Below are 24,956 nucleotides of genomic sequence, written 5' to 3' on the forward strand. Positions count from 1 at the left end.
CCTGTCTTCCGTGACCGCTGAGCCGAACAACTGACGTCTATCCGTTTGCGGCGACATCACCTACCTGGGCGTCGGCGCCGGCTGGTGGTATCCGGCTACGGTCATCGACCTCGCCACCCGCCGTCTGATCGGCTGGTCGATCACCACCCACCTGCGCACCACCCTGGTCGTCGACGCCCTCGACGCCCTCGATGCCCTCGACGCCGCGGTGGCCGCCCGTGGTGGTCGCGTCGACAACGCGATCTTTCACAGCGACCGCAGTAGTCCAGTACACCAGCGGCGACCTCGCCGAGGCCTGCCACCGCCACGGCGTGCGCCGCTGGCGAAGTCCCTGCCGAAGACCGCGGAGGTGGCCGGAGCCGGCTACGTGATGCTCGGCAACCTCTACGCGTACGGGCCGACCCCGACCGAGTTGTCCAGCTCCCATCAGTCTGGACGGTGCCGGCAGCGGGCCGCCCGGGGACGGCCCATGTTGGCGGCGTCCGGCCGCCTCGCCGACTACCCCGGTCGATCCTGCTCTGTTGCGCCTCGAGCGGACTTGGCGGCACGCCGACGCTTACTCACGTTCATGTCGCGAGCGACATCGACGGCGGGGCAGCCGCAGTCCGCCAGCTCTCTGTAGATCATGTCGCTTGCGCTCGCCGACTGCATGGACCGAGATGCGCCCCACCCTCCGCACGACATGATCAACGCTTTGTACGCTGGCGCGATGGACGTCTACGGTGCGGTACGGACGAGGCAGTCGGTTCGTAAGTTCACCGATCGGCCCGTGACGCGGGAGGTCCTGCAACGCGTGCTGGAGGCGGCCGCCAACGCTCCGTCGGGCAGCAACATGCAGCCATGGCATGTCTACATCGTGTCTGGCGAACCGTTGGCAGAGCTGAAGAGGCGAGTGGCCGAGCGGGTGGCCGCCGGTGATTCCGGCGACGATCGCGAGTTCGCGGTCTACCCGCCCGAGCTGCGCTCGCCTTACCTCGAACGAATGGCGGCTCTTGGGGAAGGTCGCTACGGCTCGCTCGGCATCGCGCGCGGCGATGTCTCGGCTCGGGCACGGATCCGAGCCGAGAACTGGAACTGCTTCGGAGCCGGCACGGTGTTGTTCTGCTATCTGGACCGGGACATGCCAGCGCCGCGGTGGTCCGACGCGGGCATCTACCTGCAGACCGTGATGCTTCTGCTGCGGGCCGAGGGACTGCACAGCTGTACGCAAGAGGCTTGGGCGGAGTATCACCGCAGTGTCGCCGAGGTGATCGCGCCGCCTCCCGAACGAATGCTGTTCTGCGGCATGTCGATCGGCTTCGCCGACGCGACGGTGGTGCATCCGCGCATCCGCCGCGCCCCGCTGTCGGAGACCGTGACGTTCGTAGGCTGAGCGGCAGCGCGCCGTCACCACGCCACGCGACTGTCTGGTCTCAGTGATCGATCATCTGCCCAGGGGTGCAACTTGGGCCACGACAGGTTGGCAAAGACGAGTGTCGGTGAAATGGGAGTCGAACCTCGCCTCCCCCTGAGAGGGCCCGCTGCGACGACCGCGGCGTTTCTTACGTGATGCGTGTCACTGCAAGGAGCGCCGACTGTCGGTGCCGCCTCCTGTTCGTGTGAGCAACCACGAAGGGAGTCGGGAATGCGTAAGTGGACGCTTCTCTGCGTCGCCGGGATGCTCACGGCCGGGATGTTCATGCCTGCCGCCGCGTCAGCCGGTGAGCCGCAGGTCCGGGAGGATTACATCACCCTGACTGGTGACGTCGGGCCTGGTCCGGCTGGCAACACTCGGTTACACGTGTTGCGGGTCGGTTCGCCGTCGGCGCGGCAGGTGCTCGTCCTGGTGCCCGGGCAGTTCGGCGCGGCGGGCGACTTTCGGTTTCTGGCCCGAGAACTGGCCGGGCGGCTGCCTTCGACGCAGGTGTGGGCAGTGGACCGCCGCGAGCAGGACCTGGCCGACCTGTCGGGTTTCCGCAGCGGCCACCCCGATCGGGCCGCGGCCTACTACCTCGGCGGGCAGTACCGGGCACAGACCGCACAGACCGCGCCGTACGTCGCGGACTGGGGGCTATCGGTGACGCTGGAGGACCTTCGCCGGGTGGTCCTGGCTGCGAGGGATGGCGGTCGGCGGCAGGTCGTGCTGGGCGGGCACTCGTGGGGTGCCGCGACGGCGCTTGCCTACGCCGGGTGGGACTTCGACGGCCGGGCCGGTTACCGGGACCTTTCCGGGTTGGTGTTGATTGACGGCGGGGTGCACGACGCGTTCGCCGGAGAAGGTGATGTGTACCGGCTGTCTGTGCAGGATGCGGCGGACCGGTTGACGAAGATCGCCGGCGGCGAGGTGTTCGACCCAGCGCTCACGATGGGGCGGACCGAGACGTTCGCGATCCTGCAGCAGCTGGCCGGGCAGTACGCCAAGGCGGCGCCGAACGCGCCCTCAGCACTGGCCGCCTACCTGCCGGCGGCGCTGCGGCCACCGACGCCGGTGACGAACCTCGCCCTGCTGGACTGGCTGTTTGTAGGCCATCCGCTGGTGGCGGACGCCAGCGTCAACCCGGCGTACACCCGCCTGCCGGTGCTGGCTGACGCGATGGCTGGGCCGGTGCCCTCCGCTTTCGAGTGGTACTGGCCGGAACGGCTCACGCTGGACCTGGAGGCGACCGACGCATACGGACGCACTGCGGCCGCGGATCTGTTGGGCCTGCGACTGTGGCACACCCACGACATCGACGTGCCGCTGTACTCGTTCCAGACCGGCCTGACCCACGGCACCGTCAACACAGCGGCGCAATGGGTGGTGGAGAACTCGAAGATCCCGGCAGCCAGCTACGGCGGCGACAACGCGATGACCCATCTGGACGTACCGTGGGCCGATCCGCAACGCAACACGATGCTACGTAGCGTGGCGCCATTCCTGCGACAGCTCAACGGACGGTGACGATTGTGGACGACAACCAGGTGGGATCGCACTTCGTCGATCCCACCTGGTTGGCTACGACAGTACGGCGTGCCCAACGCGGGGACCTGATCGCCCTGCACGACCTCCTCGACGCGATCACGCCGTATGTACGTCGGCTGTGTGGACCGATCGCGTTACAGGACGCACCAGACGCTACCCAGGAGACACTGATCGTCGTGCTGCGCCACCTGGGGGATTTGCGTGAACCTGGCGCACTGTTCGGATGGGTACGGGTGATCGCGGTGCGGGAGGCGGTGCGGATCGCCAAACAGTCGTCGCGGACCGTTCCCATGGAGATGGTCGAGGTCCCCGCGCCCGGCGACCCGGCGCTGGTCGCGGACATCCGCGATGTACTGAACCGGTTGTCCCCCGAACACCGGGCCGTGTTGATGCTACGCGAGCTGGAAGGGCTCGACGAACAAACGGCCGGCCAACACCTCGGGGTGCCAGCCGGCACGGTGCGATCCCGGCTGTTCCGGGCCCGGCGCAGTTTCCGCAAGGCATGGCACACGGAAGGGGGCCGGCGGTGAACTGGCCGATCAGCGACCTCGACGAACTGCGCCGGCTGCACATACTGCAGGCGGCGTTTCCTGACGCCATGCTGGCCGAGACAGTACTTCTGGCCACCTTCGACCAGGTGTGGTCGGTCATCAGCGACGTGGAGAACGAATTCCCCGGCCTGGTGCCCGATGTCAAGTCGATCCGCATCATCGCCCGGAACGGCGATCGCATGCGAGCGATGGTGCACGGCCGGTCCAGGCTGCGCGCACCGTTCGACATGATTCTGCGCCCCGGCTGGTGCCTGATGCAGAGCCGGTTCCTCATCTTTGGCATGGCGGCCGTGCCGGCCGGAGACCACACCAGGTTCGGCTACCTGGCCGGGTTGCGTCTGCCGGGCATGCGGATCGTGAGACCATTGCTGGCACCGTTGCAGCGAAGGCTCGCCCGGGCCGTCCTGCGCCGCTTCGAGGCACGGTTCACCCACCCGGAGCCCCACTGAGTGGCACACGTCACCGGAGTGTTCCGGCCAGCGACCGCCTCTATCCAGCATGCAAACCTACAAAGTAGCGGCCGTTGTGACGGCCACCGTCCTGGGCGTCGACGCCCTCATGCATGTGTACTGGCTGACCGGCCGGACCTGGCCGGCCCGCGACACCAGGGCCTTGTCCCAGGCGGTACTCAACGCCGAGGTACCGTTCACCCCACGAGTGCTCGTGCCGCTCATTGTCGTGCTGACCGTCGGTGCCACCGCGGTGCTCGCCAAGGCCGGCCTGCTGGGCGGATGGTTGCCCGACTGGCTGCCCGGTTGGATCCCGACTGCCGCAACCGTCGCCGTCGCCGTCGGAGCGCTCCTTCGCGGCGGCGGGGGCATCGTCTGGGCACTGGGCATCGGCGCCAGGCGCGACACCGCCTTCTATTGGCTAAACCTCGCGTACACCCCGATGTCTTTGATCTTGTGCAGTGCCGCCACAGTCGTAGCCGTCCATCAGTGTCTGGCGCGGCGCTGAAAGTGCCAACGCGCGCGTCATTGACGGTGCCGAAGTTGGCAGCGTCGCTGGCTGACAGCGGGCATGAAACCTCTGTTCCAGTTCCACTCTTGATCCACTCGATCAGCGCCGCCTTGCTCATGGAATGCGACCCGGCCCAGGCGGCACCGACCTTGCCGCGTTGCGGCGTGCCCAAGCGCATCCGCTGAGACTCCACGCGCCGCCCGTTGCGGGACCGGGCGGCGCGTGGCCCACGTTTGGACGGAAGGGCCGGGGTCGTTGCCTCTCGGCGGTCTACGCCTGGGGCTGCCGGGTACAGAAGTCCTTCGGACCCCGACCTTCCGCGCGGTGAAGAGTAACGGTGCCCACTGACACTCGGGCGCCGGCTATGGCGGATTTAAGTCGCCACTAAGCCTTCGATTAGCCATAGCCGTTCGCTTGCGCGGAGCCGCCTCGGGCGGCGAGATGTACCTGCTGGCCTCCACCTGCCGGCGCGCCGATTCCGAGGCGAGCTGCCCAGCGCGCTGAACCCGCCCACCGGGTGCCGGTTCCGGACCCGCTGCCCCCTGGCGCAGGAGATCTGCGAGACGGAGCCGCCGCTGGCCGGCGACGGGCACCAGGTGGCCTGCCACTTCCCGCTGCGCCCGGAGTCGAGTGAGGCGTCTGCACGGGCCGGGGCGGCCGCATGACCACGGTGGAGATCTGCGTGAGCGACGTGCCGACGGCACTGGTGGCCGAGGCCGCCGGTGCCGACCGGCTGGAGCTCTGCGCCGATCTCGGCCAGGGCGGCACCACCCCCAGCCTGGGGACGGTCGAGGTGGCCCTGCGGACGTTGGGTCAACGGAGTAGGAGATCAATTCCGTGAACTCTTGACCGGCAACCAGCTCCTGACCAAAGATGCCTTCGGTCATGTCCTCGGTGAGGAAGGCGTAAAAGTCGCCGTCGGGAAATACGTCGACCGACCACACCTGCCTCGCCGGCCGAACCTGATCGTCGCCCGTCTTCTGGCGGTGCGGCCAGAACCAGTAGCCGGGATGTTGCCAGTCCAGCACGATAAGCCGCTCAGAGACGGGAGAGGCTTGCGTCATCGCCGGTAGAGCGACGGGCGTTAACCGCCGCTCGGCCAGCCGCGAACGTGGAGGCGGGGCTGTCGAAGATCGGGCCGAGATCGATCGTGACGGAGGGGCGAGGCTCGATGATTGCCGGCCCCGGTCGGCGAAGCGTGGGGTAGCAGTCGAACTCGACCACGAACCGCTCCCAGACTTCCACTTTGGGGTCGCCGGTGAGTTCTTCCCAGGCTGGCGCTGTCACCCGAGCAACAGGTTCTGCTCGATATTGCGGGCCTGGTCTGTCACGACGGCCAGGAAGGCCGCGAGCGCGGGGGCTGCGGGGCCGTCCCGAAGGACAGCGACCAGTCGACGCCCGAGCCTCTCCTCGGCGATGTCACGGATCGCCAGGGCTGGGTCTGCTGCGGGCAGTGTCAGCGCCGGCAGCAGCGCGACGGCTCCGGTGGTGCGCACGAGTTCGAGCTGGACGTCCGCGTCGCTGGACCGGTGCCGCACGTCGGGTTCGTAGCCGCCGATGGACCGGCAGCTTCCCACGACCATGTCGTGATGGCCGGTGCCCGCGTCGGAGGCTACCCAGACCTCTTGCCGCAGCGTGGACAATGCGATGGGTCCTTCATGCTTGGCCAGCCGATGCCCGGGTGACAGGACCAGTTTCAGTGGCTCCTCGTGCAGCAGCGTGAACCGCAGCCCTGCCGGCCGGGGGCGTGGGTGACCGTCGTACTCGTCGCTGATCACCAGGTCGACCGCTCCGAGCCGCAGTCCTGGTAACGCCTGTTCGAGTTCGAGCTCGGAGACCTCGGTGCGGACCTGCGGGTGCTCGACCATCATGCGTGCCACTGCGGGAACCAGCAGGCGACGAGCCGCTGACTGCAGACCGCCGGCGCGCACGGTGCCCCGCACCTCACCGCTCAGCGCGGCCAGGTCCGCTGACGCCGCCTCGGCTGCTGCCAGCAGGACTCGGGCGTGCTGTGCGAGCAGACGCCCGGCGTCGGTGAGCCGCACACCACGGCCGGCCTTCTCGAGCAGGCGCGCACCGACCTCCTTCTCCAGAACGCTCAACTGCTGGGACACCGAGGAAGGGCTGTAGCCGAGAGCCAAGGCCACCGCGCCGAGAGTCCCTCGTTCCTCAAGCTCGCGGAGCAGACGGAGCCGACGAAGATCCAGCGTCACCATCCTGAAATACTAACGAATCAGGTCCACCTATCGTCACTGGACCTGGAGTGTGTGGGCGCCGATGCTCTAGGGCATGGGTCCCGCACTGTGCCTTCTGTCAGCCGCGTGCTTCGGCGCCATGGCGATCTTCGGGAAGCTCGCGTACGCCGCGGGCGTCTCGCCTGAAGCGCTGCTCCTGGTGCGCTTCGGCTTCGCCGCCGGCCTGTTGGCGATGCTGCTGCTCCTGCGACCGGGTCTGCGGCGGCGCGACCCGGCGATCCCGGAGCGAAGGACGGGTCCTGCTCGAGTGACCCTGGGCCTGCTGGTGACGGCCCTCGGCCTGGGCGCCGTCGGGTACGCCACCCAGGCATCCCTGTATTTCGCGGCCTTGGCGCTGATGGACGCCTCGCTGCTGTCCCTGGTCTTCTACACCTACCCGCTGCTGGTCACCCTCACGGCCGTCCTGCTGGGCCGGGACCGCCTGACACCCGGCCGCTGCGCCGCACTGGTGGCCGCCTCCTGCGGGACGCTGCTCGTCCTCCTCGGTACCGGAGGTGTGGACTTCCACCCGCTCGGGGCGACCCTGGCGTTCGGCGCCGCTGTCACCTACACCGTCTACATCCTCGTTGCCGACACCGTCGTGCACCGGCTGCCACCGGTGATACTGTCCGCGCTGGTGATGGCAGGGGCCGCCCTCACCCTGGGCGCACGCGCCCTCGTGAGGGGCGGGGTCGACCTCAGCTTCGGGCTGCAGGGATGGTTCTGGCTCGCGTGCATCGCGGTCGTCTCCACCGTCTTGGCGATGCTGACCTTCTTCGCCGGCCTGCGGCGGACGGGCCCTTCGACGGCAGCCATCCTGTCGACGTTCGAACCGGTCGTCACCACGGCGCTGGCGGCGCTCACGCTCGACGAGATCCTCACCCCCGTTCAGATAGCGGGTGGCCTGCTCGTCCTGTCGTCCGTGGCCGTCCTGCAGGTGCAACGGACACGCCCCGGACACCGCGGCGCGGTGCCACACCGGGTGCCGAAGCGACCCGACCTCGACAACCCGAAACAGCCGGTCTCGATCAGCTAGAAGGAGCGCTCACAGGCATGTCCAGGCGTTCACACGCCTTCCGACCTGACGGACTTGGTCACAGCATCGCCGGGTCTCGATCCGGCCGCCGCGACGAAAGGGAGGACCCGTGAAAGCGGTCGTAGCCGAGGAGTTCGGAGGCCCTGACGTCCTTCGAGAGGTCGAGGTCAAGCAGCCCGAGCCGGAACCGCATCAGGTGCTGGTGAAAGTCACTGTCTCCGGGGTCGACTTCCTCGACGTACCCCAGCAAACCGGCGCCACCCGGCTGCGGACGCCCTTCCGCGTGGACGTCGAGGGGTCGGGACTGTCGCGGCTGGCGGACCGGGCCGGGTGCAATCGGCCAGGAGTGGCCAGGGCAGCCAGCACCAGCGGGACCGTCAGCGGGTGATCCGCCGAGGCCGGCCGGGCAGGCCGCCCGGCTTCGGCCGGTACGTGGGTAGCCCGATGGCGACGGCGAGCATGCAGGCCGCACGAGTGTCGAACGCCTCCGAGATGTCCTGGTCGTAGAAGGTCAGGCCGGTGCCGCCGTGGCCGAGGGTGGTGGCGGCCAGTTGCAGGCGGCCGGCGGCCACCCCCGCCTCGAGCTGGGCGACCCGGTACCCGCGCTCGCCGTACCCGTCGAGCACCTGGTTGAGATCGGCGCAGGCGAAGTTGGTGAACGCCGAGTCGCCGCCGAGCGGCTGGTCGAGGCAGAGCCTCCGGCTCAACGCCCGAACCCTGGGCTCCGGCGCTGGCCGGCGCAGCTGCGGCGGGCCGTCGGCCTGCTGGTACAGGCCCGGCTCCATGCCGTGCACCGCGTGGATCGCGACCTCGTGGGAGAGCAGGGTGGTCCCGGTCGGGATTGCGTCGGCGGGGACCGCTCGGGTCGCGGCCGCCATCGCCCAGTGCAGCAGCTCGGCGGGGGCGAGTTGGCGGCGTATGCGCCGGGTGGAGCCGCGGCGCAGGATGACGGACTCGATCGGCTCGCTGCCGACCGCAACCGGTGCATCGACGACGTCGGTGGCGCGGGGCAGGCCCGCGACGGCGGCCGCCCGCCAGCCGTTCACGTCGTCGTCCGTGGTGATCTCGCCGGCCTGCTGCACCTGGTTGACCAGCGGGAGGTCGGCCGGCGCGGGGGAGAGCTGCGTCGGCGGGAACTGCGGCGCAGGTAGCTCGACCGGCTCGGCAGCGGCGTTCGCGGTGGGCCGGCCGCAGGTGATCACCGCCACGGGGAACTCCGTCACGCCGTCGACGCCGAGCAGGCCAGACACGGCGGCGTCGACGAAACCTAGCCGTACCCGCACGGGTAGCCCGTGGCCTTCGGCGACGGCGAGCAGATTCGCGAGCAATGTCCCGGCGTCCCAGTAGACGTGCCGCCAGCCCCGTTCGCCGTACTTCCACGAGGTGCGCCACGGGAGACCGGTGACGACGAGGGCGAGCGGGCTGGCTGCGACGTCTGGGTCGGCGGTGGCATCGGCCAGCGCCAGGCGGTGGTCCCCAGCCGCGAGCGCCTCCAGGCCGAACACCTCCGGCGCGAAGTGGTACAGCCCGGCGTCGAGCCCGGCAACCTCACCGGCCACCGCGTAGACCTCGAGCGGGTGGAGATTGCCAGCGGAGGGGGCGGCCCGGAACCAGAGGTTGTCTCCGGCGGTCCGGGTGACGCCGGCCGAGTAAAACAGCAGCCGGGCGAGGAGTTCATCGTCGATGCTCGGGTCGCTCGGCGGTACCCACCCGGACAGGGCCGCCACGGCCGGCGCCCCGGCCGGCGGCAGGTCGCGGGGGAGAGCGTGCAGCGGCGCCCCGAGGTGACGTTTGAACGGCTGAGGCCGGTTACTCGGATCCATGGGGACGAACCCCGAGACACCCGACGGCCCGCCGCCGCGACACTGGTTCGTCTGGTGGTGGTAGAGCCGGGTCACCTCGCCGGTGCGCATCCGCCGGGCATACCCGCCGGCACCCGACGTATGCCCGCGTGCCGTCCGCGGCCCGCACCCGCCGGGCAGCCGCCTCAGTTCGGTGCTGCTACCTCGTCCGGTGGGTGCAACCTGCAGGTTCTCGCAGCGTCCACCGGCACCCATCATGCACAGTCGACCACCCATCGAATCCGTCCGCACATCAGCTGCGATCTCGCCGCTCTCACCAAATCGGCGGCCTGCCGCGGGTTGCGTTGGCGGGCGCAGCGTCCATCTTCCGTGACACCCTCGCCCTGCACGACAATGCACGTGTGCCGCTAGTCGTGGCTCGACGCGAGTACGTCCGGTGATGGCACCGCTTGGTGCGCCAGCTTCGGGTTTGCGCCTCGGCGGACCAGCCTACAACAGCCTGCGCGGGCCGGTGTGGCTCGGACAGGTCGCGCCACCGGCGTCGCGGCACCTGACTTGGTGTCTGAACATTCACCGGGAGGGGACCGTAGATGTCGCTGATCCGTCAGTCCCGTCCCGCGCTTGCCACGGTCGCGGCATTGGCTGGCATCGTGGGGGTCCAGCGGACCGTCCAGGCAGCGTTGGGCTCCCGCGGGCACACGGCGGTGGCGCAGTCGCCGGAGTTCCTTGCATGGTCGGCGTTCGTGTCAGTGAGTGTCGTGATCTACATTCACGTGTTCGTCAGGACCGTACGAGTGGTGCGCCCACCGTCGCGGGCGGTGCTGGCGGTGTCGATCATCGCCTACCTGCTCGTCGGCGGGGTGGTCCTCAAGCTGCTGACCGGCCACGGGCCAGCCGGAACGCTGGACACGGTGCCGCTGGTGATGCGTCCCCTGTATGCGGTGGCCGAGGTCGCAGCGGCGCCCGCCGTGATCGGGCTGTGGCTGGTCCACGCCAGGCTGCGCCAGGTTGATCATCTGCTCGAGCAGTGGCCCGAAAGATCAGACCCCGTGCTTACCGAGTTGCTGAGGAGCCGCACCGACCTCCGTCGCTGCTTGGCGGGGCTGAGCCTCATCGCATCAACCGCCCTCATCAACACGGCGGCACTGCGAAAGGCCCATCTGGCGTACGGCCTGCGGCCAGAACAGTTCCCGTCCGCCCTCGTGTTGCTGTACGGCGCCGCGGTCACCGCCATCGTGGCGCTGATCTACGTCCCAGCGTTTCTGGCATGGCGCGAGCGGGCTACCAACCTGATTAGCACGGTGTACCCCGTCCCCGCCGACGCGCGGCCAAGCGAGGAATGGACGAGCGGGCGGGCGAGGTTGAGCGACCTGGTCGGTGTGGATGCGACGGTCGCGAAGACCCTGGGCGCCGCATTCGGCATTCTCGCCCCGCTGGCCACCAGCCTGCTGAGTGTCTACATCCCCGAGCTGAAACCTGGCCCGTAGGCATCGACTCCCCAGCTTCACGGCATCCGCACGTGCCGCGACTCGCGCGCTTCGTACTGGACCGAGAACGGAGAATCGCAATTCCGCAGGGCTTTGGTGCACAGCGTTTTACGGGTTCTACCGCCGCCGTCACTCCGCCTTGAGCCGATAGCTGGCCAGTGCGGTGAGCGCGCCGTCCAGGGCGGACAGCTCGCGCCGATCATGAACCTCGCGGTCTACGAGATCCGCGACGGCAAGATTGCCGCCTGGCGCGACTACAGCAACCCTGAGTACGCGCGGAAGCTCCTCCAGAGCTGACCCGGACGCCCGAGGCGGCGGGCGTCCGGCCGGCGTCGAAAAGCATGGCACCGGTACGGCGACGGTGAGCCATCCGTGGACCGGGCGCAGCCTCGGATCTCACGGCTCCGTGGGGAATGCGTGAACGAAGGCGAGAACCGTGTGCCGTTCCTGGCCGTCCTCGGGGATTTGACGACGCCGCCAGCCGAGTAGGAGCTCGTCGATCTGCTGCCCGAGCTCGGCGAGCTCGTCCGGGGTCAGCCGGAGCCAGACGTGGCCTGCGTAGGCGACGTCGTCCCACGGTTGCTCTGCGGTCTCCAGGAACTCCCGCGCGTGCTCGTACTGTCGCTGAAGCAGGGCGCCCTCGGCGGACGTCGCGGCGGCCTGAGCGGTCGGCTGGTCGCGGAACTGGCCAATCGTCCAGCGCATTCCGCGCGTGACGAGCTTCCATCGGCGCTCTCGGCGGTCCGTGGCGGCCGCTGGCGCGGGAGCGACCAGCCCTGCCTCGACGAGCACTTTGAGGTGGTGCGACACGCTGCCGGTGGCCAGATCCATCGCCCGCGCCAGTGCCGTTGTTGTCGATGGCCCATGCACGGCCAGGGCGTCCATCAGCCGCGCACGGTCCGGGTGGGCGAGAGCGGTCAGGGCCCGCACGTCGTCGATTTGCCGGATATCTCCCGGTTCACCATCACGCATGACTCAAGCATACAACCAGATTTGCGCAAATCCGCTTGCAAACCTAGGGTGGCGGGCATGCCCCATCTCCCTCACGCCTTCCGGATCTTCTGGCTCGGCCAAGCCGTCAGCCTGTTGGGGACGGCGACCACGTCGACGCTGCTGCCGATGCTCGCGCCGTTCGGCCCGCTCAAGGGCCGGCGCGACCTCCCCGCACCGCCACCCCGGCGCTCGCGGCCCCTCGAAAGGAGCATTTCCGCATGACAATGAGCTACGCGCCGCTCGGACGCACCGGAATGACAGTCTCCCGCTTCACGCTCGGGACGATGATGTTCGGCTCCGCCGGCAACCCGGACCACGACGACTGCATCCGGATCATCCACACCGCCCTCGATCGGGGTATCAACTTCATCGACACCGCCGACATGTACTCCACCGGCGAGTCCGAATCGATCGTCGGCAAGGCCCTCCGCGGTCGCCGTGACCAGGTCATCCTCGCCACGAAGGGACACTTCGCCCTGGCGGAGGGCCTGAACAGAAGCGGCAACTCGCGACGCCATCTGCTCCACGCCGTCGACGCCAGCCTGACCCGGCTCGGCACCGACTACCTCGACCTCTACCAGGTGCACCGCCCCGACTGGGACACCGACCTCGAGGAGACCCTCGGCGTCCTCACCGACCTGGTCCGGGCGGGCAAGATAAGGACGTTCGGATGCTCCACGTTCCCCGCGCACGAGATCGTCGAGTCCCACCGGGTCGCCGACGCCCGCGGCCTGATGCGGTTTCGCACCGAGCAGCCGCCCTACAGTCTGCTGGCCCGCGGCATCGAACGCGACGTGCTCCCGGTCGTTGAGAAGTGGGGCATGGGCGTGCTCACCTGGAGCCCGCTGGGCTTCGGCTTTCTCACCGGTCGCTACCGCCGCGGCATCAAGACCGGAGCCGAGGGGAGAGCCGCACTTCGGCCCGCCTGGTTCGATCCCGCCGATCCGGTCGTGGCGCGCAAGCTCGACGTCGTTGAGCAGCTCGTGGAGGTGGCCGACAAACTCGGCGTTCCGCTGCCGGCGCTGGCGACGGCATTTCCGCTCGCGCACCGCGCCGTCACCTCGGTCATCACCGGACCCCGCACGCTCGAACAACTCGAATCCACGCTCGAGCACGCCGACCTCGTCCTCGACGATGACGTGCTGGACCGCCTCGACGCGATCGTCCCGCCCGGCACCGACGTGTACGACCCGAACGGCGCCGCCAACCCGCCGTGGATCACGGATGCGAGGCAGCGACGGCGAGTCGTACGACGCTAGTGGTGCGGCGGAGGGTCACGAGTACATCAGGTGCAGCGTCATGCCGGCGTCGGCGTGCGCCAGGTTGTGGCAGTGATTGGCCCACATTCCGGGGTTGTCGGCGGGGAAAGCCACCTCCCAGACGTCGCCGGGGCGTACGTCGAAGGAATCCCACCACAGCGGACTGCCGGTTGCCGGCTTTCCATTGCGGGACAGCACCAGGACGTGATGGCCGTGCAGATGCCACGGGTGCACCACCAGTGATCGGTCCACGATGGTGAACTTGACGATGTCGCCGAGGCGTACGACCTGGGGCGGGATGTTCGGATCGGCCGCGCCGTTGACGGTGTGGGCGTACCGCGGAAGTAGTCTGTGCAGGTCGAGCCCGCGGTCGAGAACGAGGGTGAACTCCTTGTCGAATCGGGACCACGGCACCGGAGAACCGACGCCGTAGGTGAGCGGATCCAGCACCGGCCACGCGCCGGTCGCCGCCGACACCGGTCCGGTCGAGTAGACCACCCGTCCGTCGACGAACAGCGCCACCGGCGTGGCGGGAGCGGTGAACACCAGGTCGTAGCGTCCCCCGGCCGGGATGAGCACGGCGGTGTCCACCAGCGGCGTCGGGCCCTGCAGGTCGGATCCGTCGATCGCCGCGACCTGGAACGGGGTCCCGGCCAGGGCGTAGCGGTGCGTCGTGCTGTCGGTGTTGATCAGCCGCAGCCGCACGGGCACCCCCGCCTCGACCGGCTCCGTTCTCGGTGCGGGCAGCGGAAGGCCGGCCAGCGTGTGCACCGGCACCGTGACGTCGACGCCGGTCACCGGTGCCGGGCGCACCACCAGGACGCCATAGAGCCCCATCCGCACGCCGACGTCGGAAACCGCATGCGTGTGGTACCAGTACGTCCCGGCCTGATCGGCGCGGAACCGGTAGACGAACTCCTGCCCGGGCAGCACCGCCGCCTGCGTCACGCCGGGCACTCCGTCCTGACTGTTCGGCACGTCGTACCCGTGCCAGTGCAGGGTGACGCCCCGCGCGATGTCCCGGTTGCGCAGCGTCACCTCCAGGACGTCGCCGACGGTGGCGGTCAGCTCCGGCCCGGGGACCTGCCCGTTGAACGCCCACGCTGCGATGTCACGGCCGCTCACGCTTACCGTGGCGGTCGCGGCCGTCAGGGTGAACCGCCTGGTCGGTTCGCCCACGCTCCGCCCATCCTCATGTCGATGATCATGTGGTGTGGCGGGGGCAGCGTCCGGGGCGACTGCCAACCCGGTGCCGGTCACCAGCGCCGCGACCGCCACCACGACGGCCGCCCGGGACACCGTCCGCGACGGGCGCGCCCCGAGGACGCGCCACGAGACCGAGGTCGCCGCGACGACGCCGGCGACCGCGAGCAGTCCCGTGCCCGCCGACGCGGGGTAGCCGTGCAGGACCGTCACGAGCAGGGCGCCGCTCTCGGCGTACCCGGCGAAGAGAAGCGGGACCGCGACGGACCGGATGTCGCCCGGGGCCCGCAGCAGCCGCGGCCCGGCGACGACCACCGCCGCGAGCGACAGGGGGGCGGCGATGAGGACCTTCTCCGCCGCGAACCACCAGCCGGCGCGGGCGAGCGCGGTGATCGTGATCGCGCGGGCGACCGTGGCGAGCAGCGCGAAGGCGGCCAGTCCCAGCGCGAGCGGACGGCGCCGGGCGGCCGCCGCGGCTCCGCCGCCCAGCCACCCGGCGGCCGCGAGGACCGCGATCACGAGGTCGGCCACGAGCAGCGAGCCGACGGTCATGCCGGCTCCCCTTCAGGGATGGCCACGTGGGTGGCGTCGACCGGCGCCGGGCGGGCCAGCTTGCGCGCTGCCCGGTGGACGTTGACCACGACGTGCACCGCGATGATGCCGTTGAGCGCGTGCAGCCCGGCGATGGTCAGGCCGAACGGAGTGCTGACGCCCGCGGCGTCGGTGGACGCGTTCGCGAGCATGGCGATGACCGCCTGCACGACGACGAGGCCGAGCGGCAGGACCGCCAGTCCGACAAGCCGGCCCGGCGCCTTCGCCAGCACCGCGAAGACGATGGTGAGCAGGGTGAGAACGGGGATGACTGCCATCCCGTTGACGCTGTGCAGCGCGTACGCGCCGTCGCCCTCGGGTTTCGTGAACGCGCCCACGGCGGCGAAGACGAACTGCATGACGAACGCGACGAGCAACAGAGCACTGACGACGACGAAGGCCTTGCGCATGGTGACCTCCTAGAGCTGAGCCGGGGACAGTGCCCGGGCGACGTGGTCGGTGGCCGTGATCGCGCCGTAGGCGACCAGCCGCACGAGGTCGGCGTCGGCCGGATGGGAAAGCCGCCAGAGGGCGACGTCGCCCGCCGTTATCGCGCTGGGCGCGAACGCCGCCAGCAGCGCGATCCGCGTCCCGACGCGGTCGGTGCCGGGCAGGTCACGGACCAGATCGATGGCCCAGTCCGCGGGCCGGGCCGGGTACCGTCCGTCCTCCCAGCGCACGGTGGCCGTCACGGTCTGGCGAGCCACTTCGCTCAGGAGATCTCCGCCTCGCGTGGCGGCGTCCCTCAGCGACGCGTACGCGACGCCGACCGGGCTGTCCCCGGCCCAAGCCGGTGGCGCCGTCGTGCCGGCGTCGAGGAGCGAAAGGCCGCGGCCGGGCTCCTTCGGCTCCCGAGCGGTCTTCGCGTAGAGCCGGCCGCCGAAGGACCGGACCACCGGGGAGCGTTGCAGGCCGCCGGGCAGCAGATCCGGGTCGAGCAGCGCCGAGACGATCCGGTTGATGAAGTGGAAGGCGAGCAGCGTGCCGGTGACCTCAGGGCGGTAGGGGCTGTGCCACTCGGCGGCTAGGGGGCTGCGGCTGGCCTCGGCCCAGGCGGCGAGCTGGGCGTGCCTCGGCTCCGGTGGCGTCCCGCCCTGGGAGATGACCTCGGCCAGCTCATGCTCGCCGAGCGCGTGCAGCAGCATCACGTGGGCGTCGACGCAGAACCGGCAGCGGTTGGCCCGGGACACCGCCGAAGCGACGAGCTCGCGATCGACCCGGGGCGCGTCCCCGGCGAGCAGGGCCTCACGCATCAGCGCCCAGGTCGCGGCCAGCACCTCCGGCAGGGCCGAGAGCGCCTGGAAGGTGGGTACCGGCCCGATGAACTCGTCCCGCAGCTGCCGGTAGACCTCCGCGGTGAGACCGGTCGCAGCCTTCGCGCGAGCGGGGGTGAAGAAGCGGTATGTCATGGGCTCGATGCTTGTCTCGGCGGGCCGGGAAAGCGTCGTGCCGCCGCAGGCACTTACCCGGCCGCCGATACCGCATCCGCGGTACGCCTCATCTACTGCAGGCGGGGGATGCCCCCTGACGACGGCCGTTCTACAGTTCGATCATGCGCCGCGATCTGCCGTATGCCCTCGGCGGCCTCGCCCTCGGCATCCTCCTGCTCGGCAACGCCGCGCTCGCGCCGGACGCCGGACCGGTGCGGGCGATTGACGTCGCCCTGGTCCTGGTCATGGCGGCGGCCCTGGCGGTGTGCCGGCGGTACCCCGTGGTCGCGTTGGGCGTGGTTACCGCCGCCATGCTGGCCCTTCACATCCAGGTGCACGCCGGGGTGTCCGCCGCGTTCGCCGTCCTCGGCACCGTCTACGTCGCCGCCTGGCGGGGGCGCCGATCAGCCGCCGCCCTGGCCAGCCTCGTCTTCCTCGGCGGCTTCCTCGCGTACGACATCTCGGTCGCGCCGGCCGGCCGGCCCGGCCAGCAGATCGTCGAGCGGACCGCCCTGCTGCTGGGCTGGTTTGTGGCGGCCAACGTCGCCGGGCTCATCGCGCGGCAGCGCCGGGCATACCTGGAACAGGTCGAGCAGCGGGCGATCGACGCCGAACGCACCCGCGAGGAGCTGGCGTTGCGTCGCGCCGGGGAGGAGCGCCTGCGTATCGCCCGGGATCTGCACGACTCGTTGACCCACAGCATCTCGGTGATCAAGGTGCAGGCCGGGATCGCCGTGCACCTGGCCCGCAAGCACGGCGACGAACCGTCGGCTGCGCTGCTGGCGATCCAGGAGGCCAGCAGCGCGGCGATGCGGGAACTGCGGGCGACGCTGGACGTTCTGCGCTCACCCTCCGACAGGGACCGCGTCGGGGTGGACCGAGTGGGGGAGCTGGCCGAGCGGACCCGGGCGGCCGGCGTACCGGTGCAGGTGACCGTCACCGGTCAGCTCCGGGACCTGCCCGCCGAGGTCGACCAGGCCGGGTATCGCGTCGTCCAGGAGGCCCTGACCAACGTGGCCCGCCACGCCGGCGCCGCCACCGCCCAGATCCACGTCGAGTACGCCCCGGCACAGCTGACCGTCTCGGTGACCGACGACGGCCAGGCGTCGCCGGTCCCGCCGCTGACACCGGGGGTGGGCCTACGCGGTATGCGGGAACGGGTCACCGGAGTGGGCGGCACGCTGCACGCCGCCGCCCGCGACGGCGGGGGGTTCGCGGTACGGGCCACGTTCCCGCTGGACGGTCCGGCATGACTGAGCGCTTGCGCGAGGTCCAGCCAGCTCAGTCCGCCACGGATCGTGGCGGCTCCGACCGGAGGGGGGAGCCGGCATGACTGAGCGCTTGCGCGAGGTCCAGCCAGCTCAGTCCGCCACGGATCGTGGCGGCTCCGACCGGAGGGAGGAGCCGGCATGATCCGGGTCCTGCTCGCCGACGACCAGGCTCTGATGCGGGCCGGATTCCGGGCGTTGCTCGACGCCGAGGACGACCTGGAGGTCGTCGGCGAGGCGGCTGACGGCGCTTCGGCCGCCCAGCTGTCGCGACGCCTGCGGCCGGACGTCGTGCTGATGGATGTGCAGATGCCGGGACTCGACGGCATCGAAGCCACCCGGCGCATCGCCGCCGATCCCGACCTCGCCGCGGTCCGCGTCCTCATCCTCACCAACTACGGGCTCGACTCCTACGTCTTCGCCGCACTCCGCGCGGGTGCCAGCGGGTTTCTCCTCAAGGACGCCGACCCCGCCGACCTGCTGCAGGCCGTCGCCGTCGTGGCTCGCGGCGATGCGCTGCTCGCCCCGGCGGTCACGCGTACGCTCATCAGCGAGTTCGTCGCCGGACCGCCGCCGGCCGACCCGGCGGCCGGACGCGACGTGCTGACCGCCCGCGAACAGGAGATCATCGAGCTCGTCGCCCGGGGGCTGAGCAATGACGAGATCGCCGAACGCATGGTGATCAGTCCGTTGACCGCCAAGACGCACGTCAACCGTGCGATGACGAAGCTGCACTGCCGCGACCGTGCCCAGTTGGTCGTGTGGGCGTACGAGTCGGGGCTGATCACGCCGCGTCGCCGCTGACACCACATCGTTGGGCGCGGAAGACAACGGCCGCGCGACGATGTGGGCTCCAGCCACGCGGTCCATCGAAGACTAGCCCAGTTCGCCCTCCAGCCATTGCAGGACATCGGGGGTCACCGGGTCGGTGATGTCGGCGAACTCGTCATGCTTCTTCAGGAACTTGGCCACGTAGGGGCAGACGGGCACGATCCGCTTTCCGGAGGCGCGTACGTCGGTGAGCGCCTCCTGGACCAGATGGGCGGCCAGGCCCTGGCCGGCGAAGGCGTCGTCGACTTCGGTGTGGAAGAAGACCCGTTGCTGACCGCGGTCGCGGTACTCGGTCAGGCCGGCCCGCTTACCGTCGACCAGGATCTCGTACCGATGCTTGGCATCGAACCGCTCGACGATCGGAGCGGCAGACGGTTGACTCATGGGGTGCCTTTCGGACGGAGCTGGCGCGGAGGATTCCGGCGCGGCGTAATGGTGGCGTTCGGCAGGGCGGGCGCCGGAAGGCGGTCCCCCGGATATCCCTCGACCGTGCCGAAGCGGTCGGAGGATGCCTCCCAGTCTGCTCGGGCCCGGACGATGTCCTCGTGGGTGCGGCCGATGAAGTTCCACCACATGACGATCTCCTCCTCGAACGGGGTACCGCCGAGCAGGATCGTCCGTGCCGGGCCGTCCGACAGGTTCGCGAGCGCCAGAGCGTCGATGCCGGGGCGGACATAGCCGAGGTCCGTCGGGCGCAGCAGGGTGTCGGCTACGCGGACGTGCCCGCTGTCCACGAGAAGGCCGTGCTCGAAGGCGGTGTCCACGGCGAGTGTGATCGCCGCACCCGGTTCGAGGGTGATCTCGACGCCGAGCAGCGGGGTGAACGTCCGCACCGGAGAGACACCTCCGGCGAGCGAGCCCAGGAATACCCTGATCTCGGCCCCGTCGATCCGCAGGGGTTCGGGTACGTAGTGCTGAAAGTCTCGTTCGGCGTTTCGGTGCTCTTCGGGCAGGGCCACCCACAACTGGACGCCGTGCAGGACTGTCGTGCGCGGCGTGGAGACCTCCGAGTGGGCGATGCCATGGCCGCCCGTCATGAGGTTCAGCTCCCCGGGCCGGATGAAGGCGTGACTGCCCAGACTGTCGCGGTGTTCGACCTCCCCGCTGAACAGCCAGCTCACCGTCTGCAGGCCGGTGTGCGGATGCGGGGGGACCGTCATGCCACCCGTCCGGGCGACGTCGTCGGGGCCGTAGTGATCGGCGAAGCACCAGGCTCCGATCAACGTCCGGGCCCGCTGTGGCAGCGTCCGCCGCACCGACATCGCCCGCGGCCCGCCCAGGGGTACTTCCCGCGGGGAAAGCACGTCGACCTGTGGCGCCTCAGCCGGCCGTCGGGTGTCCACCAGCGCTCCACCTTTCATTTCGACAGGTTGGGCTTCCACCTTGCTCATCATTGCTTCGCACGGCAACTATATGCCGCCGGTTCCTTCGTCGAGCAAGTAAACCGTCGCTGTTCGCCCAATGCTCAGCGGGTGGGGCTGCTTCCCCCGCCCGACCGATCATTGGCAGCCGGGCCGCGGTCCTCGAACTCGTACGTGGTGGTGAGGCCCTCGGGCAGGTCGGGGACGAGCGCGTTGGTGCCGTCGACCACCTGGACGTAGCGGCGGCCCTGGAGGATCGAGTAGCTTCCGTCGGCGACCTGCTCGATCTTGAAGAGCTGCGTCTGCGCGGTCGGATCGCACCCGCGGTCGCGGACGCTGCCCGGCGCAGCGTCGTGCACGACGGTCATGCAGATCTGGCTGGTGCCACCCGGCGTAGCCAGCATGATCCGGAATCTGTCCCCCTCAGGGTGTAGGACCCACAGCGCCCGGTCGTCGATGTCCTGCTCGGTGGTGGCTCGCACCCGGTCGTCGTCACGGCCGATCGCCAACGCGGCCCCGCCCATGCCGGGCACCACGATCAGGACCTGCCGCCGGCCGCCGAGGATCTCCTCTGGTCCCGCTGGCGCGGTAACGGACGGAGCGACCGATGGCGGGACCTCGCCCGCTGGGCCAACAACACCCCTGTCCGGCGTCCCAACGTGGTCCCGCGCCGGCAGCAGGGTGGCGCCAGCGGTCACGACCAGCACGGCCAGGCCCGCGCCGGTGACCGCCACCCGGCGCCGCCGGCGCTGGTCGCTGCGGCGGCGCAACGTCTGCGCTGTGGGCAGTGTCGTAGCCTGCCGGACCCGGTCGGCGATGGCCGTGAGGTCGTCGTGCGGATCAGCCATGGGAGGCCCCCTCCTCGTGCGCCTCGGCCAGCATTCCGGCCATCGCTCGTCGACCGCGGGCAAGGTACGTCTTGACGGTCCCGATGGGCACCTGCATCTCGGCGGCCACCTCGGCAACGCTGAGATCGTTCAGGTGGTACAGCACGACGGCCCGGCGCTGGTTGGCGCTCAGCCGCTGCAGCGCCTGGAGGAGAGCGACGTGGTCCTCGCTGAGTCCGGGCACGCTCTGATCCACGGCGGCCCGGCGGTGTGCACGGATCCGGTTGATCGTCTTGCGCCAGCTGCTCACCGCCGTTCGGGAGGCGACCCGGCGGACCCACGCCTCCGGGCTGTCCGCCTCCCGCACAGTCCGCCAGCGCTGCCAGGCCCGCATGAAAGCCTCGGCGACGGCGTCCTCCGCCTCGCTGCGGTTGCCCGTCAGCGCATAGACGTGACCCACGATCCGTCCCGCGCAGGCCGCGTAGAAGGCATCGAACTCCTCGGCGTCACGCACTCGACCTGCACCTCCCCAAACCTCGTCTCGTGGTTGCCGCGGAATGACACCCGGGAGGGACGTAGGTGCCACCTGCGCCCTGCGGGTTTGTGGCAATCGTCACACCGTGAATGATCAACCTCTCGAGCGGGCCGTGCGTCATCGTGCCGTCCCGGGAGAGGCCCGTGGCGGAGAGGACGATGTGCGACGACGGCAACGACGCGCCCTGACAGCCGGAGTGCTCGCGACCGCGCTGGCGGCGGCGGGCCTCACGGCTACCCACGCGGACGCGCAGGAGAAGCCGGGGGCCACGGTCTCCGGCAAGCCCGGTACCTACACGTTGATCACCGGGGATCGGGTGTCGCTGGACGCCGACGGCCACCTGGAGATCCAGCGGGGGCCGGGGCGGGCCGGCATGCGGTTCGTGAGCAGCCGGGAGGGCGGTCACCAGTACGTCGTCCCGGTCGACGCGATGCCGCTGCTGCACGGCGGGCAACTCGACCGGCGGCTGTTCGACCTCACCGCGCTCGGCGAGTTCGGCTACGACGACCGGACCGCCGAACTGCCGCTGCTGGTCGCGTACCCGGAGAACATGGCGCCGATGGCACGGTCTGCGGCCGTCGAGGGTGCCGCTCGGGTACGGGCCGACCTGCCCGCCGCCCACGCGCTAGCCGTACGGGCGGGCCTGGACGAGCGAGTCACGCTCTGGGCGTCACTCACCCGCGGCGCGCCGTCCGAGCGCACGTTCACCGCCGGGGTCACCCACGTCTGGCTGGACGGCAAGCGCCGGGTCTCCCTGGACCGCAGCGTGCCGCAGATCGGCGCACCAGCGGCCTGGCAGGCCGGCTTCGACGGCACCGGCGTCACGGTCGGCGTGCTGGACACCGGGATCGACGCCAGCCACCCCGACTTCGCCGGGCACATCGCCGCGATCCGGGACTTCACCGGCGGCAACGACCCCGGCGACACGGTCGGCCACGGCACCCACGTGGCGTCGACCATCATGGGCAGCGGCGCCGCCTCCGGCGGCCGGTACCGCGGCGTGGCGCCGGGCGCGAAGGTGGTCGTCGGCAAGGTCTGCGCCAGCGTGGAGTGCCAGGACTCGGACGTCATCGCCGGCATGCAGTGGGCCGCGTCGCAGGCCCGCGTGGTCAACGTGAGCCTGGGCGGTACGGACGCACCGGGTCTCGACCCGCTGGAGACCGCGGTACAGGACCTGAGTCACCGGTACGGCACCCTCTTCGTGGTCGCCGCCGGCAACGAGGGCAAGCCGAAGTCGGTCATGTCGCCGGCCTCCGCGGACGACGCCCTCGCCGTCGCCGCCGTCGACGCCGACGACCAGCGGGCCTACTTCTCCGCCAGGGGCCCCCGCGTCGGCGACAACCACATCAAGCCCGAGATCAGCGCGCCCGGCGTCGACATCGTGGCGGCCGCCCCGGGCGGCGACTACGTCGCCATGTCGGGCACGTCGATGGCCACCCCGCATGTGGCGGGTTCGGCCGCGATCCTCGTCGGGCAGCACCCGGACTGGTCCGGCCCGCAACTCAAGGCCGCCCTGATGGGCTCGGCCAAGCCGGCCGGCGACGACAGCCTCTACGAGCAGGGCGCGGGCCGGGTGGACATCGGCCGTGCCATCGGCCAGCCGATCGCCGCCGACGTCGCCGCGGTCGACTTCCCGGTCCAGCGCTGGCCCCACGCCGACGACACCCCGATCTCCCAGGTCGTCGGCTACCGCAACACGGGCAGCGCGCCGGTCACCCTGTCGCTGACCGTCGCGCCGGCCGCGGCCGGCATGATCACCGTCAGCCCGGCCACCCTGGTGGTGCCGGCCGGCGGCCACGCCGAGGCGACGATCACCGTGGACACCCGGGTGGACGCCCCCGACGGCCTCTACCAGGGCGCGCTGACGGCGACCGGCGCCGGGGACCTGCGGGTGCGGACGCCGTTCGCGCTCAACCGCGAGATCGAGAGCTACGACGTCCGACTTGACCACACCGGACGCGACGGCACGCCGGCCACGGAGTACCGGACCGTGGCGGCGAACCTGGCGACCGGGGAGTTCACCATCATTGACGGGCAACCGGGCGGCGGCACCCTGCGGCTACCCAAGGGCCGTTACGCGCTGTACAGCACCATCCACGAGGGCAACGTGTCGACCCTGCTCGTGCAGCCGGTCCTGGACGTACACGGCCCGGTCACCGAGGCGCTCGACGCCCGTACGGCCCGGGCGGTCGCGCTGACGGTGCCGCAGCGGGACGCCGCACCGCTCTCGATCAACGTGAGCGCGAACTGGAACGACGGCTTCCGCTATCCGGGTGTCCAGCTCAGCGGCGTGTCGTTCGCGGACGTCTTCTTCGGCCGGATCGGGCCCGCCGTCGCGGCCCCCGAATTCACCGTGACGCTGGGCGTCGGGCTTGCCCGGCCGGGCCCCGACCGGACGTTCCGGAACAGCCCCTACACCTACGACCTCGCGTACGTGCGCCGGGGCGACATGTTCACGGGGCTGACCACGAAGCTGTCGCCGGCGAACCTCGCCACCGTCAAGGCGACCTACCGGAGCCAGTCCACCACCGCGACCGCCGTCCGCTTCCACCGCGCGGCGTCCCCCGGCGGCCCGGGTCCGATCGGTTCGAGCACGTCGATCGACCTGCCGTTCCGCGCCACCGAGTACTACAACACCGACGGCGGCATCGTCTGGACGTCCACGTTCGTCGAGGGCGACAACGTCACCACGCAGGAGTCCACCTTCCAGCCGGGCAGGACGTACACCCAGACCTGGAACGATGCGCCGTTCGGGCCCACAGTGGGCCAGGCGTCGGCCTGGTCGCCGCTGGGGTACGCGGGCCGCGACGGCGACACCATCTCGGTGGCAGCGCCGCCGCTGTTCGGCGATGCGACCGGCCGCCCCGCCAGCCGCGACGACCTGCCGGTCCACTTCCGGTTGTCGCGCAACGGTAAGGAGATCGCCACCGCGGACGGCCCGTACGCGGACTTCTCGGTGCCTGCCGACAAGGCCGCCTACCGTTTGGAGGCGACCGTCACCCGCGGCGCCCCGGACACCCTGTCGACGTCGGTCTCGGTGGCCTGGACCTTCACCTCGGCGCACACGTCGACGCCGGAGCGACTGCCCCTGACGACGGCCCGGCCGATGCCCGTGCTCGACGACACCAACACGGCCCGGGCGGGCACGACGATGACCATCCCCGTGGCGCTGGACCAGCAGGCGGGCTCGGCCGCCGCGCCGAACCGCACGCTCGACGTCGCCGCATCCTTCGACGACGGCAGAACGTGGGTCGCGTTGCCGGTCTTGCGGGGCGTCGCACGCATCGCCCATCCGCGACGGCCCGGCTTCGTGTCGCTGCGCCTGACGGCCACCGACGTCGCCGGCAACATGGTGACGCAGACGATCCAGCGGGCCTACCGGATCGCCTGAACCACTGCCGCAGTCCGGGGTGGCCACCTGCCGGTGCCGCCCCGGACTGCGGCGTCCGCCGATGGTCGCGAGCAAACAAGATCACACCGGTCGACGGTGTTTGGCGACGAGGCCCCCGGTGGGGCGCCGATGGCGGAACAGATTGGGGATCTCAAGCACTCGATCTTGCGCCCTGTAAGACGATGTCGTCGGAGAGCCGATGGATTCACGGAGGTGAGAGGTGCGCGGCCCCCTTCGGCGTACACCGCCGGGGAGC

The 24,956-nt window shown here is 70.4% G+C and carries 24 protein-coding genes and 3 pseudogenes; 16 read left to right on the forward strand and 11 right to left on the reverse strand.

Going from position 1 to position 24,956, the window contains the following annotated elements; all coding sequences use genetic code 11:
• Positions 1 to 55: 55 nt before the first annotated feature.
• The 8 genes and pseudogenes from ACFYOS_RS04955 to ACFYOS_RS04990 form a co-directional block, all read left to right on the forward strand.
• Positions 56 to 622 carry a DDE-type integrase/transposase/recombinase gene (locus ACFYOS_RS04955; protein ID WP_387136348.1) on the forward strand — a complete coding sequence of 189 codons (567 nt, stop codon included), beginning with the start codon at positions 56 to 58 and terminating at the stop codon, positions 620 to 622.
• An 87-nt stretch (positions 623 to 709) separates the two neighbouring features.
• Positions 710 to 1,372: a nitroreductase gene (locus ACFYOS_RS04960; RefSeq protein ID WP_387136096.1), complete on the forward strand. Its 663-nt coding sequence runs from the start codon at positions 710 to 712 to the stop codon at positions 1,370 to 1,372.
• A 252-nt stretch (positions 1,373 to 1,624) separates the two neighbouring features.
• A complete protein-coding gene (locus ACFYOS_RS04965; protein WP_387136097.1) occupies positions 1,625 to 2,920 on the forward strand; it encodes an alpha/beta fold hydrolase in 1,296 nt (431 codons plus the stop codon).
• 5 nt (positions 2,921 to 2,925) lie between these two features.
• Complete coding sequence (locus ACFYOS_RS04970; RefSeq protein ID WP_387136098.1) at positions 2,926 to 3,471, forward strand: RNA polymerase sigma factor; 546 nt, start codon at positions 2,926 to 2,928, stop codon at positions 3,469 to 3,471.
• Positions 3,468 to 3,941 carry an SRPBCC family protein gene (locus ACFYOS_RS04975; protein ID WP_387136099.1) on the forward strand — a complete coding sequence of 158 codons (474 nt, stop codon included), beginning with the start codon at positions 3,468 to 3,470 and terminating at the stop codon, positions 3,939 to 3,941. Before ACFYOS_RS04970 ends, ACFYOS_RS04975 begins: the two co-directional genes overlap by 4 nt.
• A 76-nt stretch (positions 3,942 to 4,017) precedes the next feature.
• Complete coding sequence (locus ACFYOS_RS04980) at positions 4,018 to 4,449, forward strand: DUF3995 domain-containing protein (RefSeq protein ID WP_387136100.1); 432 nt, start codon at positions 4,018 to 4,020, stop codon at positions 4,447 to 4,449.
• 482 nt (positions 4,450 to 4,931) lie between these two features.
• Positions 4,932 to 5,117, forward strand: a pseudogene (locus ACFYOS_RS04985) (oligopeptide/dipeptide ABC transporter ATP-binding protein); the annotation flags it as partial.
• A pseudogene (locus ACFYOS_RS04990) lies at positions 5,114 to 5,263 on the forward strand (copper homeostasis protein CutC); the annotation flags it as partial. The pseudogenes ACFYOS_RS04985 and ACFYOS_RS04990, both read left to right, overlap by 4 nt.
• 64 nt (positions 5,264 to 5,327) lie before the next feature.
• Here ACFYOS_RS04990 and ACFYOS_RS04995 read toward each other — a convergent pair.
• Positions 5,328 to 5,615 (reverse strand): annotated as a pseudogene (locus tag ACFYOS_RS04995) (DUF2716 domain-containing protein); the annotation flags it as partial.
• Positions 5,616 to 5,735: 120 nt separating this feature from the next.
• Entirely contained in the window at positions 5,736 to 6,668 is a 933-nt protein-coding gene (locus ACFYOS_RS05000) for a LysR family transcriptional regulator (protein ID WP_387136101.1), read from the reverse strand.
• Positions 6,669 to 6,741: 73 nt separating this feature from the next.
• Between ACFYOS_RS05000 and ACFYOS_RS05005 the strand changes: the two genes are divergently transcribed.
• Both ACFYOS_RS05005 and ACFYOS_RS05010 read left to right on the forward strand, forming a co-directional pair.
• Positions 6,742 to 7,722, forward strand: coding sequence for a DMT family transporter (locus ACFYOS_RS05005; RefSeq protein WP_387136102.1), 981 nt, complete (start codon positions 6,742 to 6,744; stop codon positions 7,720 to 7,722).
• Positions 7,723 to 7,831: 109 nt separating this feature from the next.
• Positions 7,832 to 8,110, forward strand: a complete 279-nt coding sequence (locus ACFYOS_RS05010) for a hypothetical protein (RefSeq protein ID WP_387136103.1) — start codon at positions 7,832 to 7,834, stop codon at positions 8,108 to 8,110.
• On the opposite strand, the gene ACFYOS_RS05015 is transcribed toward ACFYOS_RS05010, so the two are convergent.
• Positions 8,100 to 9,545 carry a SagB family peptide dehydrogenase gene (locus ACFYOS_RS05015; protein ID WP_387136104.1) on the reverse strand — a complete coding sequence of 482 codons (1,446 nt, stop codon included), beginning with the start codon at positions 9,543 to 9,545 and terminating at the stop codon, positions 8,100 to 8,102. The genes ACFYOS_RS05010 and ACFYOS_RS05015 overlap by 11 nt on opposite strands.
• A gap of 569 nt (positions 9,546 to 10,114) precedes the next feature.
• On the opposite strand from ACFYOS_RS05015, the gene ACFYOS_RS05020 reads away from it, so the two are divergent.
• Entirely contained in the window at positions 10,115 to 11,011 is an 897-nt protein-coding gene (locus tag ACFYOS_RS05020) for a hypothetical protein (protein ID WP_387136105.1), read from the forward strand.
• 396 nt (positions 11,012 to 11,407) lie between these two features.
• Here the strand turns inward: ACFYOS_RS05020 and ACFYOS_RS05025 are convergent, their stop codons facing one another.
• The gene (locus ACFYOS_RS05025; RefSeq protein ID WP_387136106.1) at positions 11,408 to 11,983 is read right to left on the reverse strand and encodes an ArsR/SmtB family transcription factor; all 576 of its coding nucleotides are present in this window, start codon (positions 11,981 to 11,983) and stop codon (positions 11,408 to 11,410) included.
• 57 nt (positions 11,984 to 12,040) lie between these two features.
• Between ACFYOS_RS05025 and ACFYOS_RS05030 the strand changes: the two genes are divergently transcribed.
• The gene (locus ACFYOS_RS05030) at positions 12,041 to 12,226 is read left to right on the forward strand and encodes a hypothetical protein (protein WP_387136107.1); all 186 of its coding nucleotides are present in this window, start codon (positions 12,041 to 12,043) and stop codon (positions 12,224 to 12,226) included.
• Positions 12,227 to 12,228: 2 nt separating this feature from the next.
• Complete coding sequence (locus ACFYOS_RS05035) at positions 12,229 to 13,263, forward strand: aldo/keto reductase (RefSeq protein WP_387136349.1); 1,035 nt, start codon at positions 12,229 to 12,231, stop codon at positions 13,261 to 13,263.
• Positions 13,264 to 13,278: 15 nt separating this feature from the next.
• Here ACFYOS_RS05035 and ACFYOS_RS05040 read toward each other — a convergent pair whose 3' ends face one another.
• From ACFYOS_RS05040 to ACFYOS_RS05050, 3 genes are read right to left on the reverse strand one after another with little or no spacing between them, the layout of a single operon-like run.
• Positions 13,279 to 15,018, reverse strand: coding sequence for a multicopper oxidase family protein (locus ACFYOS_RS05040; protein ID WP_387136108.1), 1,740 nt, complete (start codon positions 15,016 to 15,018; stop codon positions 13,279 to 13,281).
• Positions 15,015 to 15,467 carry a DUF6220 domain-containing protein gene (locus ACFYOS_RS05045; RefSeq protein ID WP_387136109.1) on the reverse strand — a complete coding sequence of 151 codons (453 nt, stop codon included), beginning with the start codon at positions 15,465 to 15,467 and terminating at the stop codon, positions 15,015 to 15,017. Before ACFYOS_RS05045 ends, ACFYOS_RS05040 begins: the two co-directional genes overlap by 4 nt.
• 9 nt (positions 15,468 to 15,476) lie before the next feature.
• Positions 15,477 to 16,466 (reverse strand): carboxymuconolactone decarboxylase family protein, encoded by a 990-nt coding sequence (locus tag ACFYOS_RS05050; RefSeq protein WP_387136110.1) that lies wholly within the window; start codon positions 16,464 to 16,466, stop codon positions 15,477 to 15,479.
• Between the two features lie 143 nt (positions 16,467 to 16,609).
• Between ACFYOS_RS05050 and ACFYOS_RS05055 the strand changes: the two genes are divergently transcribed.
• Entirely contained in the window at positions 16,610 to 17,740 is a 1,131-nt protein-coding gene (locus ACFYOS_RS05055) for a sensor histidine kinase (protein WP_387136111.1), read from the forward strand.
• A 156-nt stretch (positions 17,741 to 17,896) separates the two neighbouring features.
• Positions 17,897 to 18,559 (forward strand): response regulator, encoded by a 663-nt coding sequence (locus tag ACFYOS_RS05060; RefSeq protein WP_387136112.1) that lies wholly within the window; start codon positions 17,897 to 17,899, stop codon positions 18,557 to 18,559.
• Positions 18,560 to 18,631: 72 nt separating this feature from the next.
• On the opposite strand, the gene ACFYOS_RS05065 is transcribed toward ACFYOS_RS05060, so the two are convergent.
• From ACFYOS_RS05065 to ACFYOS_RS05080, 4 genes are all read right to left on the reverse strand, one after another.
• Positions 18,632 to 18,970, reverse strand: a complete 339-nt coding sequence (locus ACFYOS_RS05065) for a GNAT family N-acetyltransferase (RefSeq protein ID WP_387136113.1) — start codon at positions 18,968 to 18,970, stop codon at positions 18,632 to 18,634.
• Positions 18,967 to 19,929, reverse strand: coding sequence for a pirin family protein (locus tag ACFYOS_RS05070; RefSeq protein WP_387136114.1), 963 nt, complete (start codon positions 19,927 to 19,929; stop codon positions 18,967 to 18,969). Before ACFYOS_RS05070 ends, ACFYOS_RS05065 begins: the two co-directional genes overlap by 4 nt.
• Before the next feature lie 122 nt (positions 19,930 to 20,051).
• Positions 20,052 to 20,795 carry a hypothetical protein gene (locus tag ACFYOS_RS05075; protein WP_387136115.1) on the reverse strand — a complete coding sequence of 248 codons (744 nt, stop codon included), beginning with the start codon at positions 20,793 to 20,795 and terminating at the stop codon, positions 20,052 to 20,054.
• The gene (locus ACFYOS_RS05080; RefSeq protein ID WP_387136116.1) at positions 20,788 to 21,288 is read right to left on the reverse strand and encodes a SigE family RNA polymerase sigma factor; all 501 of its coding nucleotides are present in this window, start codon (positions 21,286 to 21,288) and stop codon (positions 20,788 to 20,790) included. Before ACFYOS_RS05080 ends, ACFYOS_RS05075 begins: the two co-directional genes overlap by 8 nt.
• Positions 21,289 to 21,505: 217 nt before the next feature.
• Here ACFYOS_RS05080 and ACFYOS_RS05085 point away from each other — a divergent pair, with 217 nt between their 5' ends.
• Complete coding sequence (locus tag ACFYOS_RS05085; protein ID WP_387136117.1) at positions 21,506 to 24,700, forward strand: S8 family serine peptidase; 3,195 nt, start codon at positions 21,506 to 21,508, stop codon at positions 24,698 to 24,700.
• The last annotated feature ends 256 nt before the right edge of the window (positions 24,701 to 24,956 follow it).

Origin of the sequence: Micromonospora sp. NPDC005806, from assembly GCF_042871425.1 — a bacterium.
Lineage (GTDB): Bacteria > Actinomycetota > Actinomycetes > Mycobacteriales > Micromonosporaceae > Micromonospora.

What these genes read in the sequence shown, in the direction of transcription:
- ACFYOS_RS05025 (WP_387136106.1), bottom strand. Translation starts at nt 11,983, where the DNA reads ATGCGTGATGGTGAACCGGGAGATATCCGGCAAATCGACGACGTGCGG.
- ACFYOS_RS05035 (WP_387136349.1), top strand. Translation starts at nt 12,229, where the DNA reads ATGAGCTACGCGCCGCTCGGACGCACCGGAATGACAGTCTCCCGCTTC.
- ACFYOS_RS04965 (WP_387136097.1), top strand. Translation starts at nt 1,625, where the DNA reads ATGCGTAAGTGGACGCTTCTCTGCGTCGCCGGGATGCTCACGGCCGGG.
- ACFYOS_RS05065 (WP_387136113.1), bottom strand. Translation starts at nt 18,970, where the DNA reads ATGAGTCAACCGTCTGCCGCTCCGATCGTCGAGCGGTTCGATGCCAAG.
- ACFYOS_RS05060 (WP_387136112.1), top strand. Translation starts at nt 17,897, where the DNA reads ATGATCCGGGTCCTGCTCGCCGACGACCAGGCTCTGATGCGGGCCGGA.
- ACFYOS_RS05005 (WP_387136102.1), top strand. Translation starts at nt 6,742, where the DNA reads ATGGGTCCCGCACTGTGCCTTCTGTCAGCCGCGTGCTTCGGCGCCATG.
- ACFYOS_RS05045 (WP_387136109.1), bottom strand. Translation starts at nt 15,467, where the DNA reads ATGCGCAAGGCCTTCGTCGTCGTCAGTGCTCTGTTGCTCGTCGCGTTC.
- ACFYOS_RS04960 (WP_387136096.1), top strand. Translation starts at nt 710, where the DNA reads ATGGACGTCTACGGTGCGGTACGGACGAGGCAGTCGGTTCGTAAGTTC.
- ACFYOS_RS05055 (WP_387136111.1), top strand. Translation starts at nt 16,610, where the DNA reads ATGCGCCGCGATCTGCCGTATGCCCTCGGCGGCCTCGCCCTCGGCATC.
- ACFYOS_RS05030 (WP_387136107.1), top strand. Translation starts at nt 12,041, where the DNA reads ATGCCCCATCTCCCTCACGCCTTCCGGATCTTCTGGCTCGGCCAAGCC.
- ACFYOS_RS05015 (WP_387136104.1), bottom strand. Translation starts at nt 9,545, where the DNA reads ATGGATCCGAGTAACCGGCCTCAGCCGTTCAAACGTCACCTCGGGGCG.
- ACFYOS_RS05040 (WP_387136108.1), bottom strand. Translation starts at nt 15,018, where the DNA reads ATGACCGTCGGCTCGCTGCTCGTGGCCGACCTCGTGATCGCGGTCCTC.
- ACFYOS_RS05000 (WP_387136101.1), bottom strand. Translation starts at nt 6,668, where the DNA reads ATGGTGACGCTGGATCTTCGTCGGCTCCGTCTGCTCCGCGAGCTTGAG.
- ACFYOS_RS05020 (WP_387136105.1), top strand. Translation starts at nt 10,115, where the DNA reads ATGTCGCTGATCCGTCAGTCCCGTCCCGCGCTTGCCACGGTCGCGGCA.
- ACFYOS_RS05075 (WP_387136115.1), bottom strand. Translation starts at nt 20,795, where the DNA reads ATGGCTGATCCGCACGACGACCTCACGGCCATCGCCGACCGGGTCCGG.
- ACFYOS_RS05050 (WP_387136110.1), bottom strand. Translation starts at nt 16,466, where the DNA reads ATGACATACCGCTTCTTCACCCCCGCTCGCGCGAAGGCTGCGACCGGT.